This window comes from Streptomyces sp. NPDC015127 (assembly GCF_043080095.1).
In the GTDB taxonomy this organism is placed as follows: Bacteria; Actinomycetota; Actinomycetes; order Streptomycetales; family Streptomycetaceae; genus Streptomyces.
Genome location: NZ_JBIBVE010000004.1, coordinates 448,763 through 467,944, shown reverse-complemented (window position 1 = coordinate 467,944; position 19,182 = coordinate 448,763). Strand labels below are relative to the sequence as shown.

The following is a 19,182-nucleotide window of genomic DNA, read 5'->3' as shown; positions in this document are numbered from 1 at the left end:
TCGTGACGCTGTCCAGCCTGTTGCTGCTGCTCTTCGCGGTGTTCTCGTCGGCGGGCGGCCAGATCATGCTCAAGCACGGCATGCGGTCCGCCGCCGCGGCCGTCCAGCACGGCGGCGGCTCGCTCGTGATGCGGGCCGCGACGACCCCGTGGGTCGTCATCGGGCTGCTCGTCTTCGCGGTCTCCGCCGTGGCGTGGATGTCGACCCTGGCGCGCCTGCCGCTGAACTTCGCGTACCCCTTCAACGCCCTGGGGTACCTGCTGATCGTGCTCGCGAGCTCCACGGTGCTGGACGAGCGGACGTCCCTGTGGACCTGGGGCGGATCGCTGATGGTGGTGGCCGGGCTGGTCACGGTGATGGCGGGCCAGCAGAGCTGAGGGGCGGCCGCGCCTCTCGGCTCCGACCCGGCAGCGGTTCCTCCGGACGCTGAGGCGGCCCGGTTCCGGAGAACCGGGCCGCCCCCGCGCACGTACCGTCACTTGACGGCGCCTGCCATGACGCCGGAGACGAACTGCCGCTGGAAGGCGAAGAACACGATCAGCGGAATGATCATCGACACGAACGCGCCGGGCGCGAGCACGTCGATGTTGTTGCCGAACTGCCGTACCTGGCGCTGGAGCGCGACCGTGATGGGCGCGGACTCGGAGTCCGCGAAGATCAGCGCGACCAGCATGTCGTTCCACACCCACAGGAACTGGAAGATGCCCAGCGAAGCGATCGCCGGTCCGCCCAGCGGCATCACGACCCGGGTGAACAGGCGGATCTCGCCCGCGCCGTCGAGCCGGGCCGCCTCCAGCAGCTCTCTGGGGATCTCCGCGAAGAAGTTGCGCAGCAGGAAGATCGCGAAGGGCAGGCCGAAGGCGACGTGGAAGAGGATCACGCCGATCGTCGTCTCGAAGATGCCGATCACACCGAACAGCTCGGACACCGGCACGAGCGCGACCTGCACGGGCACGACGAGCAGGCCGACGACCACCATGAACCACCAGTCGCGCCCCGGGAACTCCATCCACGCGAAGGCGTATCCGGCGAGCGCGCCGATCACCACGACGAGCACGGTCGCCGGGACGGTGATCAGGACGGTGGAGACGAGGGAGTCGGTGATCGCCTCGTTCTTCAGGAGGTCGGCGTAGTTCTCGGTGGTGAGCTGGGCGGGCGCGGTCAGGACCTCCCACCAGCCGCTCGCGGCGATGTCGCCGGGGCTGCGGAGGGAGGAGAGCAGCAGACCGATGGTCGGCATCAGCCAGAACAGGGCGGCGAGGACGAGAAAGACGCGCAACGCGCCGCCGCCGGTGCGGGCGGCGACGCGGGTGGCGAGCGACTGCTTCGCCTTGACGGGCGCATCGCCGGTGCCCGCCGTGCTGCTTATGGTGGTCATCGCCCCGCCTCCTTCCGCATGCGCCTGATGTTGCTGTGTCTGCCCGGGGGGCGACCCCCGGACCCCCGGCAGGGGGCGGGCGCGGTGCGGCGAGCTCTCATCGCCCCGCCTCCTTCCGCATGCGCCTGATGTTGAAGAACATCACCGGCAGCACCAGCAGAAGCAGCAGCACCGCGATCGCGCTGCCGAGTCCGAGGTGCGCGTCGGTGCCGAACGACGAGCGGTACAGCTGGAGCGCCAGTACGTTCGCGTCGTCCTGGGACGAGCCCGGCGCGATGATGAACACCAGGTCGAAGATCTTCAGCACGTTGATCATCAGCGTCACCAGCACCACCGCGAGCACGGGCGCCAGCAGCGGCACGGTCACCCTGCGGAAGACCTGCCACTCGTTCGCGCCGTCCACGCGTGCCGCCTCCAGCAGTTCGCGCGGCACGCTCGCGAGCCCCGCCGCGATCAGCACCATCGCGAAACCGGCCCACATCCACACGTAGCTGCCGATGATGGCGGGTGTGACGAGGTTCGGGCCGAGCCAGTTCACGCCGTTGTACGGCTCGCGGAAGTTCTCCGCGGGCAGCCGCAGCAGCGCACCGTCCGCCGAGGCGGGCAGCGTGAACCGCCCGTCCGCTCCGGCCCGCGCCTCCGCGACGACCTTGCCGTCCTTGACCGCCTCCACCCTGATGCCCTTGAGCCCGAGTTCCTTGGCGTCGACGACGTTCGGCTTCCCGCCGCCGCCCCGGGTGAAGTCCAGCCAGGCCGTGCCGGTGATCCCGTCGCCGGCGGCCTCCGGCGCCTTCGCGGGCTCCGCGTCCGACGGCATCTTCGCCGGCGCCACCCCGACCAGCGGCAAATGGACGGGAGTCCCGGCCGAGACCGGCTCCTTCGTGACGAACGAACCGCCGCCGCCCGCCCTCAGCGGATGCACCGGCAGCGGATGCGCCTTGGGGAAACCGGCGGACTCGCTGAACGTGTCGTGCACGCCGACCCAGACCGCGTTGGCGACCCCGCGCTCCGGGTCCTGTTCGTACACCAGCCGGAAGATGATGCCCGCGGCGAGCATCGAGATCGCCATCGGCATGAAGACGATCAGCTTGAACGCCGTGCCCCAGCGGACCCGTTCCGTCAGCACCGCGAAGATCAGCCCCAGCGCGGTGGAGACCGTCGGTGCGACGACCACCCAGATCGCGTTGTTCTTGACCGCGGTCAGGATGGTGTCGTCGGTGAAGATCTCGACATAGTTGTCCAGCCCGGCGAAACCGGTGCCGGGCTGGTCGAAGAAGGACCGGTAGAGCGAGTACCCGATCGGGTAGACCACGAGCGCGCCCAGCAGCACGAGAGCGGGCAGCAGGAACCCCGCCGCCACGACTTTACGTGTGCCTGTCACGCTCTTGCGTTTGTCGGCGGGGGGCACCGGACGGGCCGGCCCCCCCGCGGTCGCGGCCGCCACGGCTTCAGCTCTTGTACGCCTTGGCCGCGTCGGCCTCCAGCCGCTGCTGGATGCCCGCGACGTCCTTCGGGTTCTTGAGGAAGTCCTGGAGCGCCTTCCACTCGCCCTTGCCCGGCGTGCCGCCGAACGACTGCGGCATCTGGTCCGACATGTCGAAGCGGAAGTTGTCGCCGGCGGCGATCAGCGCCTTGGCGATGCCGCGCTGCACATCGTTCGGGTACGCGGCCACGTCGAGGGACTTGTTGGGCGAGATGAAGCCGCCCGCCGCCGCCGAGATCGCCGCCGCGTCGGGCGAGGCGAGGAACGTCAGCAGCGCCTGCGCGCCCTTGCTGTCCTTCAGCGCCACGGCCGCGTCGCCACCGGTCACCACGGGGGCCTCCGCGCCGACCGCGGGGAACGGGAACACCTTGGCGTCCGTGCCGATCCCGGCGTCCGTCTGGGCGATGTTGACCGTCACGAAGTCGCCCTCGAACACCATCGCGGCCTTGGGCTGGTCACCGCCGCTGAACGTCTGCGTGACGGAGGCCGGGAACTCGGTCTGCAGCGCGCCGTCCGCGCCTCCCGCGATCAGCGACGGTTTGCCCCACAGCTCGGCGAGCGTGGTGAGCGCATCCTTCACCGACGGGTCGGTCCACGGGATCTCGTGCTTGGCGAGCTGGTCGTACTTCTCCGGGCCCGCCTGCGAGAGATACACGTTCTCGAACCAGTCGGTGAGTGTCCAGCCGTCCGCGCCCGCGACCGACACCGGCGTGACACCGGACGCGGAGATCGTCTCCGCCGTCGACAGGAAGTCCTTCCACGTCTTCGGCGCGGTCGCGCCCGCGTTCTCGAAGACCGCGTTGTTGTACCAGATCAGGGACTTGTTGGCGGCCTTGTAGTAGACGCCGTACTGGGTGCCGTCCACCGCGCCGAGGTCCTGCCAGCCCTGCGAGTAGTTCTTCGCCAGCTGTGCCTTGGCCTCGGGGCCGACCGGCTTGGCCCACTTGCGCTGCACGGCCTGCTGGATGGCGCCGACCTGCGGCAGCATCGCCACGTCCGGCGGGCTGCCACCCGCGATCTTCGTGCCGAGGAAGTTGACGATCGGGTCCTGGGCGGGGACGAAGGTGACGTTCGCGCCTGTGCGTTTCTCGAACTCGTCCAGGACCTTGGTGAAGTTCTCCTGCTCCGGGCCGCTCCAGACGGCCGCGACCTGGACGGTCTCGCCGTCCAGCTTGGGCAGCTGAACGGTCGTCGTCGGCTTGGTGGTCTGGGCTTCCTTCGGCTTGTCGGCGCCGCTGTCGCCACCACAACCGGTGATGGCGAGCGCGCCGATGGCGGCGAACGCCACCGCGGCCCTGCTCGTACGAAGAGTTGTGCGCATTGCTGCCCCGTCTCTCCTGTGCGCTGCTGTCCCGTGACAGCCAGGTCTACGCCCGAGCTGCGGGTGTCGCAATACCGCCCCCGGCGTCTATCGGCCTTTCGTGATGGGCTTGTGACGCTATGTCAGGCGTATGGCTCACGGTCCGCCGCGCTCATTCTCTCGCCGCGTTGACGGTCCGCCACGGTGACGGTCCGCCGCGCCCGCGGCCCGGCGGACCCGGGTCAGGGGTGCGCCGGAATGAGGGGCGGAACCGGACCGGCGTTGACCGACTGCGCGGCCCGCTGGAGCGCGCTCGCGAGCAGCGCCAGGTCCGTCGGCCCGTTGCCCAGCTCCCGGACGGGGCGGCGGGCCGGCGGATCGCCCATGCGCTCCCACTCCAGCGGCACGACCGTGGGACGCAGCGTGGCCGTCCTCGGTATGCGGCCCGTGACGCGGCCGCTCTGGAACGGTGTCACCCGGCCGTCCGGATGCCCCAACCGGCCCCGGCCGGGCGCCGGGTCGTCAGGACCGGGGGCCACGGGCGGCGCCTCCAGCACCACGCGCAGCCGGGCTCCCTCCGCCAGCCGCGTGTCGGCGGTCCGGTCCGGACGTGACGACGTCGCCACCAGATGCACACCCAGCCGCTCGCCATCCCTGGCGACCGCCTCCAGAGCCCGTACGACCGAGCCGGCCGCCGGGCGGCCCGGACTGCCGAGCGCCGGGGCCACCAGCGCGTCGAAGTCGTCGACCAGCACCACCAGACGCGGCAGCGGGTCCGGCTCCTGGCTCTGCGTACGCCCGCCGGGGCGCAGCCGCAGCGTCCCCGACGCGGGCGAGTCCAGATCGCCGCGCTGCTCGGCGGGACTCGGCCCGCGCTGGCCGACCATGCGGCCCGTGACCTCGCGCCGCGCCTGCCACTCGGCGAAGGCGGCTCCGTCGAGCAGCTCCGCGCGGCGCGTGAGCTCGGCGCCCAGGGCCTGCGCGAACACCCGCATCCGGACCGGGTCGCTCGCCACCAGGTGCTCGGTGACGTGTGGCAGCTCCGTGCACGCCGCCAGGCCCTCACCGCGCTCGCCGCCCGCGCCGTCCACCAGCAGCAGGCCGAGCCGGTCGGGGCGGCCGGCGGCGGCCAGGGAGGCGGCGACCGCGCGCAGCAGCTCGGTGCGGCCGCTGCCCGCGGGGCCCTCGATCAGCAGGTGCGGGCCCTCTTGGGCGAGGTCGACGACGAGCGGGCCGCGTGGCCCGGAGCCGAGGACCACCGTGCCGTCGGCCGCCGATGCCCAGCGGGCCATCAGCGAGGCGGGCGTGGCCCGGGCGAGCTCCAGCTCGTCCAGCAGCCGGGCCGACTGCGGCAGCGCCGCGACCCGGCCCGGGTGTGTAGGAGCGCCCTCGGCGCGCAGGGGCGCGAGCGCGCGCCCGAAACGCTCCGCCCACGCCGGTGACACCGCGTCCACCGCGCCGACCGTGCCATGACCCGCGGGCCGCCCTCCGGCGACCCGCAGCAGCCGCAGCGCCGTCGCCACGTCACCGCTGAGCATCGCGACCGCACCGCACTCACGGAAAGGCAGCGACGCCGCGCACGCGGACTCGTAGGTCGCCGCAACGGGGGAGAGAGGGGAGGCGGCCGCGGTCTCGGCCAGGCAGATCAGGTGGATCCCGGCGGCCGGGCCCGCGCCCGCGAGCCGCGCGGTGCTCTCGCGCAGTGCGGCGGACCCGGGGTCGCCGTCGAGGATCACGACAGTACGCGGGCCTGTGTGCCGGTCGGCCGCGTCCGAGACGGCCCTGCGGTCCGCGCTCGGCCAGCCCTGGCCGAGCGGCCCCTCGTCGAGTCTGCGCGTCAGCTCGGCGGCGCGGGCGGTGGCCTGGTCGCGGTCGTAGGCGAGGAGAAGCCGGCAGTCCTGGCCGTGCGCGGGGCGCAGATGCGGCAGCCAGCCCAGCCATGCCCATTCGCTCCGGCGCTCCTCCAGACTCCGGGAGCGGTCGGTGCTGATCAGCACGATCTCCAGGTCGGAGGGCGCGTGCAGCGCGGCGAGCTGGGCCACGGCGGAGCGGGCGAGTCCGGCCAGGCGCGCCCGGGGACCGGCCAGCCCGAGCGAGCCCGCCTCGCGCAGCGCGACGGTCACCGGCACGGAGGGCAGCTCGGCCCGGTCGGTCGTACCGAGCCGGATCACGAGGGACTCGGGGTGGTCGGGGCCGCGCTCCCACAGCCGGGGGCCGGGACCGAGCGCGGTGAGCAGCACGGCGGCGGGGTCGGGCCACGCCTGGACGGCGGGCGGCCCCGAGGCGGCCTCGGGCCCGGCGGCCTCGTACGACTCGGGCACGCGCGCGTCACGGCCGCCGGCGAGCCGCCGCGCCCAGGCTCCGATGCCGCGGCGCCGGGCGGTGGCCCCCTCGGGGGCACGGCTGCGGGCCGGCTCCTCGCCGGACACGTCGAGCGCCCGCCCGTGCGTTTCGCCGCCGGCGGGGTCGTACTGCGCGGGCACGCGCGGGCTCGCGGAGTCGGTCCGGTAGGTCTGCGAGCCGCGTGCCCCGAGGGACGGCCCGTCGCCGCCTTCGCCGCCGTGCCGGTACGCGTCCGTCGTCCCGGACCACTGCCCACGACGCCCGCCCGCGCCCGGGTCCTGCGGCGTGCTGCCCCGCCCGTACGACTCCGCCGACTCGGCCCACGCGCCTGCGCCGGGCTGTCCGTACGCGTCCGGCTGCCCCGCCCACCGGGGCCTGCGGCCGTCCGTGCCGCCGGGTGCTTCGGCACCGGACGGGTGGGCCTGCGGCGCGGGGGGCACCCGCAGGTGGCCCTCGCCGTCCGGGGCCGTTCGCAGCGGCTCCGGCGGCGGCGTGGCCGTCAGGCGCAGCGTCGACTCGCCAAGGCGCAGCAGCGCGCCCGCCGGGAGGCGGACCGGGCGGGTGTCGACGGACGCGCCGTCGACCGTCGTGCCGTTCGTCGAGCCCAGGTCCGCGACCGTCACCCGGCCGTCGTCCGCGACCGTCACCGCGCAGTGCAGCCGGGAGACGTCAGGATCGTCCAGCGGCACATCGGCGTCGGCCGAGCGGCCGACGCTGATCCGTCCGCCGTGCAGCAGATGGACCCCGCCCGCGTCCGGACCGGCCACGACATGGAGCTGCGCCGCAGCGTCCGCGGCGTGCGAGTCGTCGTCGACGGGGGACTGGAGGGAGAGGACGGCGCCGTCCACCAGCGGCGGCTCGCCGAGCGTGCGCCGCTGGGGGTCGAGACGCTCCTGTCCCGCGTAGAGCACGACGGTGCCCGAGGCCTCGGGGCCGGAGACGGCGGCGGCCAGACCGGAGGCCACCGCGGCCAGCGCGGTCCCGGTGGGCGCGGTGACCAGCACGTCGCAAGGGCGCCCCGCGGTCGCGGACGACCCCCCGCGCGGCGCGAGCACAGTCAGCCGGATCTGCATCGCCGTCAGCAATCCCTTCTGCGCGGGGTACCCGGCAGGGGAGCCGCCCTGATCGCCCCCCGCCCGGCAGGTCGGCACGAGCCATGGGCTCCCTCCCACGGCCATGTGCTGAGGGCATCCTCGCACCTGCCGCCGACAACACGCCCGGGCCCCACCCGTAAGTGATCTTGAATGATCGGCTCTGGGCGCAAAAGTGCCTGGTTGGAAAGGAACCGGAAGGCCCGCACCCGCCGATCGTGAGGTTCGCTGCACGCCCGCGCGGCAACCATCCGTACGATGCCCGCGTCTGTTCTTCGAACAGGGGCACCGGGCCGAGCGCCGCCGGTGATCCGTTCGGCACCATTACAGTGGGTCGGACACCCGGCGGCCCGCAGGATCAAAGGATCAACGGCAGCCCGGGTTCCAGAGGACCGACCAGCAGGGAGCGCATGACGTGCGGCCGGTAGGCAGCAAGTACCTGCTCGAGGAGCCGCTCGGGCGCGGCGCCACGGGCACCGTCTGGCGAGCCCGTCAGAGGGAGACCGCGGGCGCCGAGGCCGCCGTGGCGGGACAGCCCGGCGAGACCGTCGCGATCAAGGTCCTCAAGGAGGAGCTCGCGAACGACGCGGACGTGGTGATGCGCTTCCTGCGGGAGCGCTCCGTCCTCCTGCGGCTCACCCATCCGAACATCGTGCGCACCCGCGACCTGGTGGTCGAGGGCGACCTCCTCGCCCTCGTCATGGACCTGGTCGACGGCCCCGACCTCCACCACTACCTGCGCGACAACGGCCCGCTGTCCCCGGTCGCCGCCTCCCTGATGACGGCCCAGATCGCCGACGCGCTCGCGGCCAGCCACGCCGACGGCGTCGTCCACCGCGACCTCAAGCCGGCGAACGTCCTGCTGAAGACCGACGCCGACGGCCAGATGCACCCGATGCTGACGGACTTCGGCATCGCGCGTCTCGCCGACTCTCCGGGCCTGACGCGCACGCACGAGTTCGTCGGCACCCCGGCGTATGTCGCACCCGAGTCCGCCGAGGGCCGCCCGCAGACCTCCGCCGTCGACATCTACGGCGCGGGCATCCTGCTGTACGAGCTGGTCACCGGCCGGCCCCCGTTCGCGGGCGGTACGGCACTCGAAGTGCTGCACCGGCACCTCAGCGAGGAGCCCCGCCGCCCCACCACCGTCCCCGAGCCGCTGTGGACGGTCATAGAGCGCTGCCTGCGCAAGGAGCCCGGCGAGCGGCCCAGCGCCGAGAACCTCGCCCGCGGCCTGCGCACGGTCGCGGCCGGCATCGGTGTGCACTCCAACGCCGCCCAGGTCGACGCCGCCCTCGGTGTTGCCGCGCTGCTCGCGCCCGACCCGGCCCCGGCGCCCGTCCCCGAGGCGCCCGGCGCCGCGGACCCGACGCAGGTCCTGCCGAACACCGGCGGCGGCGCCGCGTACGACCCGTCGGCAGCGACGAGCGTCATGCCGCAGACCGGGCGGCCGGGCGGCGGGGCCGACCCGACCTCCGTGATGCCTCCCGTCCCGCCGGGCGACGCTCCGCGTCCCGAGGAGCCGCACCCCTGGCAGTCGCAGCTGCGCGCGGCCCGCGACCGCAACGAGCAGACGCAGGTGCAGTACCTGGACCCGAGCCAGGACCCCCTGCGCCGCCGCCCCCAGCGGCAGGCACCGCAGCCGCAGCCGCCGCAGCGTCAGCAGCGGCCCCAGCCGCAGCCGTACCCGCCGCAGCCCCAGCGCCCCCAGCCCCAGCCGTACGCGCCGCAGCAACAGCCGTACGCGCCCCGGCAGGCGCCGCCCCAGCAGCCGCGGCCGCCGCGCGAGCCGCGTCGGCGCAGCGCCAACCCGGTCCGCATCCCCGGGCTGGGCTGTCTCAAGGGCTGCCTGGTCATGGTCGTGCTGTTCTTCATCGGCGGCTGGTTGATCTGGGAACTCACGCCGCTCCAGGGCTGGATCGCGGAGGGCAAGAGCTACTGGACCGCGATCGGTGACGCGATCTCCACCGTCACCGACTGGATCTCGACGATCGGCGAGGCGAAGGACACCGCCGATCAGATCCAGAACCAGCAGTAACAGCGGTAACTCTGTCGTTTTGTCGACTTCTGCGGGCTGATTTGTCCCGCAGAAGTGGAGGTTGGTGTCATCCGGGGCACACAGGTCCCCGACGCCCGCGTACGTTATGGGGCAACGCCAGCCGCTGAGGGAGCAGTCTTGGCACGGAATATCGGCAGCCGGTACACGGCCCATCAGATCCTGGGGCGGGGAAGCGCCGGCACGGTGTGGCTCGGCGAGGGACCCGAAGGGCCCGTCGCCGTCAAGCTGTTGCGCGAGGACCTGGCCTGCGACCAGGAACTGGTCGGCCGCTTCGTCCAGGAGCGCACGGCCCTCCTCGGACTCGACCATCCCCGGGTCGTCGGCGTCCGCGACCTCGTCGTCGACGGCAACGACCTCGCGCTGGTCATGGACCTCGTACGCGGCACCGATCTGCGCACCCGGCTCGACCGCGAGCGCCGGCTCGCGCCCGAGGCCGCGGTCGCGATCATCGCGGACGTCGCCGACGGCCTCGCCGCCGCCCACGCGGCCGGGGTCGTGCACCGGGACGTCAAGCCGGAGAACATCCTGCTCGACATGGAGGGCCCGCTCGGCCCCGCCGGGTCGCACCCGGCGCTGCTGACCGACTTCGGCGTCGCCAAGCTGATCGACACCCCGCGCCGCACCAAGGCCCTGCGCGCCACGGGCGGCGGCACCCCCAACCCCTCGGGGATCATCGGTACCCCGGACTACATCGCGCCCGAGATCGTCGAGGGCCTGCCGCCCCGCGCGGCCGTCGACATCTACGCGCTGGCCACCGTGCTGTACGAGCTCCTGGCCGGTTTCACGCCCTTCGGCGGCGGCCACCCGGGCGCCGTCCTGCGCCGCCACGTCACCGAGACAGTGGTCCCGCTGCCCGGTATCCCCGACGAGCTGTGGCAGCTGATCGTCCAGTGCCTGGCCAAGGCACCCGCCTCCCGGCTGCGCGCCTCCGAGCTGGCGCACCGGCTGCACGACCTGCTGCCGATGCTCGCCGGCATGCCGCCGCTGGACGTCGACGAGCCCGACGCGGAACCCGCCCCCGAGCCGTACGAGGACGTCGCGCCTCCTGGCCGGGGCGAGCACCGCCGCCGTGGCGCGGTCCCGCTCGTCCCCGGCTCGGCCCCTGCCGACTCCAATCGCGACACCCACACCTCGATGCGGGTGCCCGCCCCGGACGAGCTCGCGGGCGGCGCGCACGGCACCGCCCGCGCGCCCCGCGCCCCCGGCCAGCGCCGTCCCGGCTCCGCCCGCAACCGATCGGCCTCGGTGCGCAAGCGCCGCATCACTCTGGGTGTCGCCGCCGTGGTGCTGGCGGCGGCCGTGGGGGTCGGCGGCTGGCTGGCCACGAGCGGCGACGAGACCGGGCCGGCGCCGGGGGAGACGCAGCAGTCGGCCCCCTCGGAGCCGTAGATTCCGGCCGGCCCGGCCCCGTTCCCGGGGCCGTACCACGAGGGCCGGACCGGGGCCAGCGCTGGTTCGGCCGCTCAGCCGTTACGCTGGACCCGTGGCAGTCGTCGATGTTTCCGAAGAGCTGAAGTCCCTATCCTCGACCATGGGGTCGATCGAGGCCGTTCTGGACCTCGACAGGATGAGGGCAGACATCGCCGCGCTCGAGGAGCAGGCGGCGGCACCGTCCCTGTGGGACGACCCCGAGGCGGCGCAGAAGATCACGAGCAAGCTTTCGCACCTCCAGGCGGAGGTCCGCAAGACCGAGGCGCTCCGCGGCCGTATCGACGACCTCGAGGTGCTCTTCGAGCTCGCCGAGGCCGAGGACGACCCGGACACCCGGGCCGAGGCCGAGGTCGAGCTGGAGGCCGTGCGCAAGGCGCTGGACGAGATGGAGGTCCGCACCCTCCTGTCCGGCGAGTACGACGAGCGCGAGGCGCTGGTCAACATCCGCGCCGAGGCCGGAGGCGTCGACGCCGCCGACTTCGCCGAGCAGCTCCAGCGCATGTACCTGCGCTGGGCCGAGCGGCACGGTTATGGCACCGAGGTCTACGAGACGTCGTTCGCGGAAGAGGCCGGCATCAAGTCGACCACCTTCGTCGTCAAGGCTCCGTACGCGTACGGCACCCTCTCCGTCGAGCAGGGCACCCACCGTCTGGTGCGCATCTCGCCCTTCGACAACCAGGGCCGCCGCCAGACGTCCTTCGCGGGCGTCGAGGTGCTGCCGGTCGTCGAGCAGTCCGACCACGTCGAGATCGACGAGTCCGAGCTGCGCATCGACGTGTACCGCGCGTCCGGCCCCGGCGGCCAGGGCGTCAACACCACCGACTCGGCGGTGCGCATCACGCACATCCCGACCGGCATCGTGGTCTCCTGCCAGAACGAGCGCTCGCAGATCCAGAACAAGGCGAGCGCGATGAACGTCCTCCAGGCGAAGCTGCTCGAGCGCCGCCGCCAGGAGGAGCAGGCCAAGATGGACGCCCTCAAGGGTGACGGCGGCAACTCCTGGGGAAACCAGATGCGTTCGTACGTCCTGCACCCCTACCAGATGGTCAAGGACCTGCGTACCGAGTTCGAGGTGGGCAATCCGCAGTCGGTGCTCGACGGCGAGATCGACGGCTTCCTGGAGGCCGGAATTCGCTGGCGCAAGCAGCGGGAGAAGTAAATCCTCGCTTTGTCGACAAGGGAACTGCCGCCCACGGGGCGGCAGTTCCCTTTTATGTCACAGTTGCATCCCCGCAGGTCAGTCAACTGACAGTATTTCGGACATCGCGCCCGCAACGACCTTGACGGTGTTGCAAAAACTGGGAAAGCTGACGCGCGGCATGCGTGTTTCGCGGGGCGCGTGTTGAACGGGGGAGCGGTACGAACCCCTGGTCCGGCTGCCCCGGGCGCTGTCCTGATGACGATGAGCTACTGGGGGTAGCAAACATATGACGAACAAGACGCGGGTTCGTGTCGCGCGCATAGCCGCGGGTGCGGTGATCGCCGCCGGCGCGTCGCTCACCGCCGCAGGTGCGGCACAGGCCTTCGACCTGGGCGCCTCGGTCGAGGTCGGCGGTGTCGAGGTCCAGGCCGGCATTAGCGACGAGTGCGAGATCGACCCGACGCTCTGCCAGAGCGGCGGAGGGGACGGTGGCGCTGACGGCGGTGCCGACGGTGGCGCCGATGGCGGTGCTGACGGCGGTGCCGACGGTGGCGCCGATGGCGGTGCTGACGGCGGTGCCGACGGTGGCGCTGACGGTGGTGCTGACGGCGGTGCCGATGGTGGCGCTGACGGCGGTGCCGACGGCGGTGTCATCGGTGGCCTGATCGGCGGCACGGACGGTGGCGCTGATGGCGGTGCTGACGGCGGTGCCGATGGTGGTGCTGACGGCGGTGCCGATGGTGGCGCCGATGGTGGCGCTGACGGCGGTGCCGATGGTGGCGCCGATGGTGGTGCTGATGGTGGTGCTGACGGCGGCGCTGACGGTGGCGCCGACGGTGGCGCTGACGGCGGTAACCAGAACGGCGGTGCCGACGGCGGTAACCAGAACGGTGGCACCGACGGCGGCAACGAGAACGGCGGCGGCGACGGTGGCAACGACACCGACCCGAACGGCGGCGTGATCGACGGTGACGGAACCGACACCGACAACGCCGGCTCGCAGCCCGTCGAGCAGGGCCAGGGCAAGGACGAGCTGTCCGGTACCGGCAACGGCGGCGAGCTCGCCGAGACCGGCGCCGCCGAGACCACGTTCCTGCTGCTGGGCGCCGCGACGATGATCGCCGGTGGCATCGGTTTCCGTATGCTCCCGCGTCTCGTCGGTGGCGGCCGCGCCGCTGTCTGAGCGGTACGTGACGTAACGAGCGCATAGCGCGACAGAAGGGCCCGGGTGCCGAGCACCCGGGCCCTTCTTCGTCCTTGACGACCTCGCGGAGGAGCTACGCGGTCCTGTACGCCGCCAGCATCGCCACTGTCGTTATCAGAGCCACCAGCAGCGCCAGCAGCATCACGGGGCTCATTGCGCCGAACGGGCCCTCCTGCTGGAGGCGCTCACGGTTGGCCCGGCAGACCGGGCAGCGGCCCTCGGCAACAGGTGCCGCGCAGTTGGCGCACACCAATCGGTCATAGGTCATGCGCTCTCCTCCTCCCGCGCACCGGAGCCGCAGGCGCGGACCGTCAGCACATTTCTCTCCCGACAACGCACGGGGAAACGCCACTGTTCCCCTACCACTGTGCCAGCTCGCGCGCTTTTCGGCGCGCCCCGCCGGATTGCACCCGATCCGCGACGCGACAAAAGGTGCAAGTCAGGACGGTGCATGCATGGCGCGTGCCGGTTCGCGTAAGGTCACGCTCACCTACTCCCGGCCGACCGTGGTGCACTCGTGATCCGATTCGACAACGTCTCCAAGAGCTACCCCAAGCAGAACCGACCTGCCCTGCGCGACGTCTCCCTCGAAATCGAGAAGGGCGAGTTCGTCTTCCTCGTGGGGTCGTCGGGTTCCGGCAAGTCCACGTTCCTGCGGCTCGTCCTTCGGGAGGAGCGCGCCAGCCAGGGCATGGTCCATGTCCTCGGCAAGGACCTGGCCCGCCTGTCCAACTGGAAAGTGCCGCACATGCGGCGCCAGCTGGGCACCGTCTTCCAGGACTTCCGCCTCCTGCCCAACAAGACCGTCGCGGAGAACGTGGCGTTCGCCCAGGAAGTCATCGGCAAGCCGCGCGGTGAGATCCGCAAGGCCGTGCCGCAGGTCCTCGACCTCGTCGGGCTCGGCGGGAAGGAGGACCGGATGCCCGGTGAGCTCTCCGGCGGTGAGCAGCAGCGCGTGGCGATCGCCCGTGCCTTCGTCAACCGCCCGATGCTGCTGATCGCGGACGAGCCGACCGGAAACCTCGACCCGCAGACGTCGGTCGGCATCATGAAGCTTCTCGACCGCATCAACCGCACCGGGACGACCGTGGTGATGGCGACGCACGACCAGAACATCGTCGACCAGATGCGCAAGCGCGTCATCGAGCTCGAGCAGGGCCGTCTCGTACGCGACCAGGCACGCGGCGTCTACGGCTACCAGCACTGAGCCCGGACAGACTGAAAGGCTGAAAGCACGCCATGCGCGCCCAGTTCGTCATGTCGGAGATCGGTGTCGGTCTCCGTCGCAATCTCACGATGACGTTCGCCGTCATCGTCTCCGTCGCCCTGTCGCTGGCTCTCTTCGGTGGTGCGCTGCTCATGCGTGAGCAGGTCAACACCATGAAGGACTTCTGGTACGACAAGGTCAACGTCTCCATCTTCCTGTGCAACAAGAACGACGCGGCCACCTCGCCCCAGTGCGCCAAGGGCGCCGTCACCAGTGCGCAGAAGGAACAGATCGAGTCCGATCTGAAGAAGATGGACGTCGTCGACACCGTCGACCACGAGACGGCCGAGCAGGCGTACAAGCACTACAAGGAGCAGTACGGCGACACCCCCATCGCGTCCACGATCACGCCGGACCAGATGCAGGAGTCGTTCCGGGTCAAGCTGCACGACCCGGAGAAGTACAAGGTGGTCGCGACCGCGTTCGCCGGCCGGGACGGTGTGCAGTCCGTCCAGGACCAGCGCAACATCCTGCAGAACCTCTTCGACCTGATGAACGGCATGCGCATCGCCGCCCTGTGCGTCATGGGTCTGATGCTGGTGATCGCGATGATGCTCATCGTCAACACCGTGCGCGTATCGGCGTTCAGCCGACGGCGTGAGACCGGAATCATGCGCCTGGTGGGAGCGTCCAGCTTCTACATCCAGACGCCGTTCATCATGGAGGCCGCCGTCGCCGGTGCGCTCGGCGGCGGTGTCGCCTGCGTGATGCTGCTCGTCGGCCGGTACTTCCTCATCGACAACGGCCTTGCCCTTGCCGACAAGATGCAGTTGGTGAACTTCATCGGCTGGGACTCGGTTCTGGCCGTCCTGCCCCTGATCCTCGTGATCGGTCTGCTGATGCCCGCTGTTGCGGCTTTCATCGCATTGCGCAAGTACCTCAAGGTGTGACAAGCGCCCCGGGCGTCGTACGGTCAACGGCCGTACGGCGCCCTTTGCTTGTCCTAGACTCGACGCCATGTCGGGACCCGAGTTCAGTACCCGGCCCCACGGCATCCGCCGCGGGGCAGCCCTGACCTTGGTCTTCGCGACCGTCCTCGCCACCGCCGCCGCCACCGGCGGCCTGCCGAGCGAGGAGCACGAGACGTCGCGCAGACTCTCCGTCCGCGCGGTGGCCCAGGCCGTGGACCGCGACGCGGTGGCCCGCGCCGCCGCCGAGGCGATGGCTGACGGCAAGTCGGGCACCGAGGCTGCCGAGCAGTTCGTCAGCCGCAGCGGCGACCGCTGGAGCGCGGTGTACGACAGCAAGGAGTACGAGGAGTTCGAGAACGCCCTCGACGGCGCGTACACCGGCGTGGGCCTGCGGACCCGGCGCACCGGCGGCCGCACCGAGGTCGCCGAGGTCCAGAAGGGCGGCCCCGCGGACCGGGCCGGCATCCGTGCCGGCGACCGGCTGCGGACCGTGGACGGTCAGGAGGTCGCCCGGCGTCCGGTCACCGATGTCGTGGCACTGCTGCGCGGGGCGGACGGCACGGACGTCGTCCTCGGACTGGAGCGGGACGGCCGCCAGTGGACCGAGACCCTGACCCGCGCCCGGCTGACCACCGAGACGGTCACCGTCCGCCACCTCGGCGAGGACGCCGTCGTGATCAAGGTCGCCTCGTTCACCAAGGGCTCCGGGGCGCGGGTGCGGGACGCGGTGCGCCGGGCACCCGCGGGCGCGGGCGTCCTGCTCGACCTGCGGGGCAACGCCGGCGGCCTGGTCTCCGAGGCCGTCACGGCCGCGTCCGCCTTCCTCGACGGCGGCCTGGTCGCCACCTACGACGTCCGCGGGGAACAGCAGGCGCTCTACGCGGAAGGCGGCGGCGACACCCGCCGGCCCCTCGTCGCGCTGGTCGACGCCGGCACGATGAGCGCGGCCGAGCTGGTCACAGGGGCGCTGAAGGACCGCGGCCGGGCGATCACCGTCGGCTCGCGCACCTTCGGCAAGGGCTCGGTGCAGATGCCGAGCCGGCTTCCCGACGGCTCGGTCGCCGAGCTCACGGTGGGCCACTACCGGACTCCGGCCGGTCACAGCGTCGACGGCCGGGGCATCGCTCCGGACCTGCCGGCCGGCGAAGGGGCCGAGCAGCGTGCCCGGTCGGTATTGAGTGGCCTCAGGGGGGCCTCGTAGTGCGAAAATGAGCACACTATGGCAAAGGAAAAAGGGCGCAAGCTGATCGCCCAGAACAAGAAGGCGCGGCACGACTACCACATCATCGACACCTACGAGTGCGGTCTCGTGCTGATGGGGACCGAGGTGAAGTCGCTGCGCCAGGGGCGGGCCTCGCTGGTGGACGGCTTCGTCCAGATCGACGGCCACGAGGCCTGGCTGCACAACGTGCACGTCCCCGAGTACAGCCAGGGCACGTGGACGAACCACAGCGCGCGGCGCAAGCGGAAGCTGCTGATGCACCGGGCGGAGATCGACAAGCTGGAGTCGAAGTCCCAGGAGACGGGTCACACGATCGTGCCCCTCGTCCTGTACTTCAAGGACGGCCGGGCCAAGGTCGAGATCGCGCTGGCGAAGGGCAAGAAGGAGTACGACAAGCGCCAGACACTGCGGGAGAAGCAGGACCGCCGCGAGGCGGACCGCGCGATGTCGGCGGTACGGCGGCGTCAGCGGGCGTAGCCGCCGGGCCGTGCCGTCCCGGGGACGCCTGCCGGAGGCCCCGGAATATGCTGGCACCCTCGTGCGTTGGTCACGTACGATGGCACCTGCCCCGCACGGCAGGGGCGCGTCGCCCCCTCGGGGGTTTGAAAAATCAACATGGGGATGATCGGTTTCGACAGCGGATGTCGAAGCAGGGGAAGCGTGTCGAGGAAGCGGCAATGATCTCGTAAACCATATGTCGCAACCAATAATCGCCAACACCAAGCGCGATTCCTTCGCCCTCGCTGCCTAAGTAGCGATTCGCGAAGTGTCAGCCCGGGGCTGTTCCCGACCCGGATCCTGGCATCAGCTAGGGAACTAAACCTCTAGGCCCGGTCACGGGGTCGAGAGGGAAACCAAACAGTGACTGAGCCCGTCGGAGACTTGTCCGCGTGATCTCCGGGGCCGAGAAAAGCGCAGCGGACTGCACACGGAGAAGCCCTGGTTTAGCACCGTTGGACGCGGGTTCGATTCCCGCCATCTCCACCGATGGAGGTCCCGGAGGCGTACGCCCCCGGGGTCCCCGCATCCCATGTGGACAAGGCCCGGCAGCTACGGCTGCCGGGCCTTCGTCATGCCCGCGACCGCCAGCGCCACCGCCGCCGCACACACCGGCACGGCGTATCCGGCCGTCGGGCTCAGGTGCTCCGCCACCCAGCCACCGCTCGCCGAGCCCGCCGCGATGCCACCGAGCAGCGCGGTGACGGCCAGCGTCATGCCCTCGTTCGCCTGGCCCGCCGGGGTCAGACGCTGGACGGTGGTCATCCCGGTCACCATCGTGGGCGCCGTCGCCATGCCGGCGAGCAGCAGGGCGCCCGCCACTGCCAGGACGGAGCCGGTGCCCGCCGCGGCCAGCAGCGGGAGGGACATCAGGGCGGTCATCGCGGTGAGCGTGGTCACCAGTCCGGCGCTCCGCCCGACCCGGCCGTACACCAGCCCGGCACCGCACGAGCCCGCGGCCTGGAGGGCGAGCACCGCACCGGCGGCCGGACCGTCGACGAAGGCGAGCGTGACGACCTCCATCGCGCCGAAGACCGCTCCCGTGGCCAGGAACACGGCGAGGAGGGCGGGCATACCGGCGGTACGCAGCGGCGAGCCGGCAGCGGCGCGCGGCGCGGCCGGCGGCTCGGTGGAGCGCTGGGCGGCGAAGACGAGGATGCCGGTGAGCAGCAGGATCGCGCCGATCAGCGTGCCCGCCTCCGGGAACAGCGCCGCGCACAGGAGGGCCGCGAGGACGGGACCGAGCATGAAACAGAGCTCGTCGGCCGCCTGCTCGAAGGAGTTCGCCGTGTGCAGGGCGGCCGGATCGCCCCGGTGCAGGTGCGCCCAGCGGGCCCGCGACATGCCGCCCGTGTTCGGGGTGGTGGCGGTCGCCGCGTAGGCGGCGAACAGCGTCCAGTCGGGGGCGCCGAAGCGCACGCACAGCAGCAGCGCGACCGAGCCGAGCACGGCCAGGGCCGTGGCGGGCACGGCGACCCGGGCCTGCCCGTACCGGTCGACGAGCCGTGCCGTCCACGGCGCGACCAGCGCGGTGGCGGCGAGGCCGGCCGCGGTGACGGCGCCGGCCAGCGCGTACGAACCCCGGGACCCGGCGATCATGATGACGGCGCTGACGCTGAACATCCCCATCGGCAGGCGGGCGATCAGGTTCCCCGCGGTGAACGCGCGGACACCCGGAGTGGCGAACAGCCGCCGGTAGGGGCCGGGCGGCCTGCGCCGCCGGACACGCCGCGCACCGTCGTCGAACCGCGGCACGAAAGCGGGGGACCCGGGCGTGATCGCGGGCAGGAGAGGGCGAACGGCCTGGCACGGCCGGGAGGTCTGCGGCATGACTCCACCCTCGGGGCAGCCGCC

At 71.9% G+C, this 19,182-nt stretch carries 15 protein-coding genes and 1 other RNA gene; 10 read left to right on the top strand and 6 right to left on the bottom strand.

Features of this window, described 5'->3' with window-relative positions; all coding sequences use genetic code 11:
* Positions 1 to 2: 2 nt before the first annotated feature.
* Positions 3 to 377, top strand: coding sequence for a hypothetical protein (locus ACF08N_RS11025; protein WP_392324291.1), 375 nt, complete (start codon positions 3 to 5; stop codon positions 375 to 377).
* A gap of 98 nt (positions 378 to 475) precedes the next feature.
* On the opposite strand, the gene ACF08N_RS11020 is transcribed toward ACF08N_RS11025, so the two are convergent.
* The 4 genes from ACF08N_RS11020 to ACF08N_RS11005 form a co-directional block, all read right to left on the bottom strand.
* On the bottom strand, positions 476 to 1,378 hold the full coding sequence (locus ACF08N_RS11020) for a carbohydrate ABC transporter permease (protein WP_392324290.1): 903 nt from the start codon (positions 1,376 to 1,378) through the stop codon (positions 476 to 478).
* Between the two features lie 97 nt (positions 1,379 to 1,475).
* A complete protein-coding gene (locus tag ACF08N_RS11015) occupies positions 1,476 to 2,822 on the bottom strand; it encodes a carbohydrate ABC transporter permease (RefSeq protein ID WP_392324289.1) in 1,347 nt (448 codons plus the stop codon).
* 4 nt (positions 2,823 to 2,826) lie between these two features.
* Positions 2,827 to 4,182, bottom strand: coding sequence for an ABC transporter substrate-binding protein (locus ACF08N_RS11010; RefSeq protein WP_392324288.1), 1,356 nt, complete (start codon positions 4,180 to 4,182; stop codon positions 2,827 to 2,829).
* A 221-nt stretch (positions 4,183 to 4,403) separates the two neighbouring features.
* The gene (locus ACF08N_RS11005; protein ID WP_392324287.1) at positions 4,404 to 7,577 is read right to left on the bottom strand and encodes an FHA domain-containing protein; all 3,174 of its coding nucleotides are present in this window, start codon (positions 7,575 to 7,577) and stop codon (positions 4,404 to 4,406) included.
* Positions 7,578 to 8,010: 433 nt separating this feature from the next.
* On the opposite strand from ACF08N_RS11005, the gene ACF08N_RS11000 reads away from it, so the two are divergent.
* The 4 genes from ACF08N_RS11000 to ACF08N_RS10985 all read left to right on the top strand — a co-directional run bounded on the left by ACF08N_RS11000 (position 8,011) and on the right by ACF08N_RS10985 (position 13,409).
* Positions 8,011 to 9,633, top strand: coding sequence for a serine/threonine-protein kinase (locus ACF08N_RS11000; protein ID WP_392324286.1), 1,623 nt, complete (start codon positions 8,011 to 8,013; stop codon positions 9,631 to 9,633).
* Between the two features lie 138 nt (positions 9,634 to 9,771).
* Positions 9,772 to 11,043: a serine/threonine-protein kinase gene (locus ACF08N_RS10995; protein WP_392324285.1), complete on the top strand. Its 1,272-nt coding sequence runs from the start codon at positions 9,772 to 9,774 to the stop codon at positions 11,041 to 11,043.
* A 94-nt stretch (positions 11,044 to 11,137) separates the two neighbouring features.
* Positions 11,138 to 12,244 (top strand): peptide chain release factor 2, encoded by a 1,107-nt coding sequence (gene prfB, locus ACF08N_RS10990; protein WP_392324284.1) that lies wholly within the window; start codon positions 11,138 to 11,140, stop codon positions 12,242 to 12,244.
* Between the two features lie 268 nt (positions 12,245 to 12,512).
* Positions 12,513 to 13,409, top strand: a complete 897-nt coding sequence (locus ACF08N_RS10985) for a hypothetical protein (protein ID WP_392324283.1) — start codon at positions 12,513 to 12,515, stop codon at positions 13,407 to 13,409.
* Positions 13,410 to 13,503: 94 nt separating this feature from the next.
* Here the strand turns inward: ACF08N_RS10985 and ACF08N_RS10980 are convergent, their stop codons facing one another.
* Positions 13,504 to 13,698: a hypothetical protein gene (locus tag ACF08N_RS10980; RefSeq protein WP_392324282.1), complete on the bottom strand. Its 195-nt coding sequence runs from the start codon at positions 13,696 to 13,698 to the stop codon at positions 13,504 to 13,506.
* Positions 13,699 to 13,947: 249 nt separating this feature from the next.
* Here ACF08N_RS10980 and ftsE point away from each other — a divergent pair, with 249 nt between their 5' ends.
* From ftsE to ssrA, 5 genes are all read left to right on the top strand, one after another.
* Positions 13,948 to 14,637, top strand: a complete 690-nt coding sequence (ftsE, locus tag ACF08N_RS10975; protein WP_365995320.1) for a cell division ATP-binding protein FtsE — start codon at positions 13,948 to 13,950, stop codon at positions 14,635 to 14,637.
* Between the two features lie 32 nt (positions 14,638 to 14,669).
* The gene (gene ftsX, locus ACF08N_RS10970) at positions 14,670 to 15,587 is read left to right on the top strand and encodes a permease-like cell division protein FtsX (protein ID WP_392324281.1); all 918 of its coding nucleotides are present in this window, start codon (positions 14,670 to 14,672) and stop codon (positions 15,585 to 15,587) included.
* A 67-nt stretch (positions 15,588 to 15,654) separates the two neighbouring features.
* Positions 15,655 to 16,809 (top strand): S41 family peptidase, encoded by a 1,155-nt coding sequence (locus ACF08N_RS10965; RefSeq protein ID WP_392324280.1) that lies wholly within the window; start codon positions 15,655 to 15,657, stop codon positions 16,807 to 16,809.
* A gap of 18 nt (positions 16,810 to 16,827) precedes the next feature.
* On the top strand, positions 16,828 to 17,307 hold the full coding sequence (gene smpB, locus ACF08N_RS10960) for an SsrA-binding protein SmpB (protein WP_392324279.1): 480 nt from the start codon (positions 16,828 to 16,830) through the stop codon (positions 17,305 to 17,307).
* A gap of 140 nt (positions 17,308 to 17,447) precedes the next feature.
* Positions 17,448 to 17,817: a transfer-messenger RNA gene (gene ssrA, locus ACF08N_RS10955) on the top strand.
* Between the two features lie 63 nt (positions 17,818 to 17,880).
* On the opposite strand, the gene ACF08N_RS10950 is transcribed toward ssrA, so the two are convergent.
* The gene (locus ACF08N_RS10950; RefSeq protein WP_392324278.1) at positions 17,881 to 19,158 is read right to left on the bottom strand and encodes an MFS transporter; all 1,278 of its coding nucleotides are present in this window, start codon (positions 19,156 to 19,158) and stop codon (positions 17,881 to 17,883) included.
* Between the last annotated feature and the right edge of the window lie 24 nt (positions 19,159 to 19,182).

Bases quoted from the DNA above. Each gene is read 5' to 3' on its own strand.
- ACF08N_RS10965 (WP_392324280.1), top strand. From the start codon at position 15,655: ATGTCGGGACCCGAGTTCAGTACCCGGCCCCACGGCATCCGCCGCGGG.
- ACF08N_RS11005 (WP_392324287.1), bottom strand. From the start codon at position 7,577: ATGCAGATCCGGCTGACTGTGCTCGCGCCGCGCGGGGGGTCGTCCGCG.
- ACF08N_RS11020 (WP_392324290.1), bottom strand. From the start codon at position 1,378: ATGACCACCATAAGCAGCACGGCGGGCACCGGCGATGCGCCCGTCAAG.
- ACF08N_RS10980 (WP_392324282.1), bottom strand. From the start codon at position 13,698: ATGACCTATGACCGATTGGTGTGCGCCAACTGCGCGGCACCTGTTGCC.
- ACF08N_RS11010 (WP_392324288.1), bottom strand. From the start codon at position 4,182: ATGCGCACAACTCTTCGTACGAGCAGGGCCGCGGTGGCGTTCGCCGCC.
- ftsX (WP_392324281.1), top strand. From the start codon at position 14,670: ATGCGCGCCCAGTTCGTCATGTCGGAGATCGGTGTCGGTCTCCGTCGC.
- smpB (WP_392324279.1), top strand. From the start codon at position 16,828: ATGGCAAAGGAAAAAGGGCGCAAGCTGATCGCCCAGAACAAGAAGGCG.
- ACF08N_RS10950 (WP_392324278.1), bottom strand. From the start codon at position 19,158: ATGCCGCAGACCTCCCGGCCGTGCCAGGCCGTTCGCCCTCTCCTGCCC.
- ACF08N_RS10985 (WP_392324283.1), top strand. From the start codon at position 12,513: ATGACGAACAAGACGCGGGTTCGTGTCGCGCGCATAGCCGCGGGTGCG.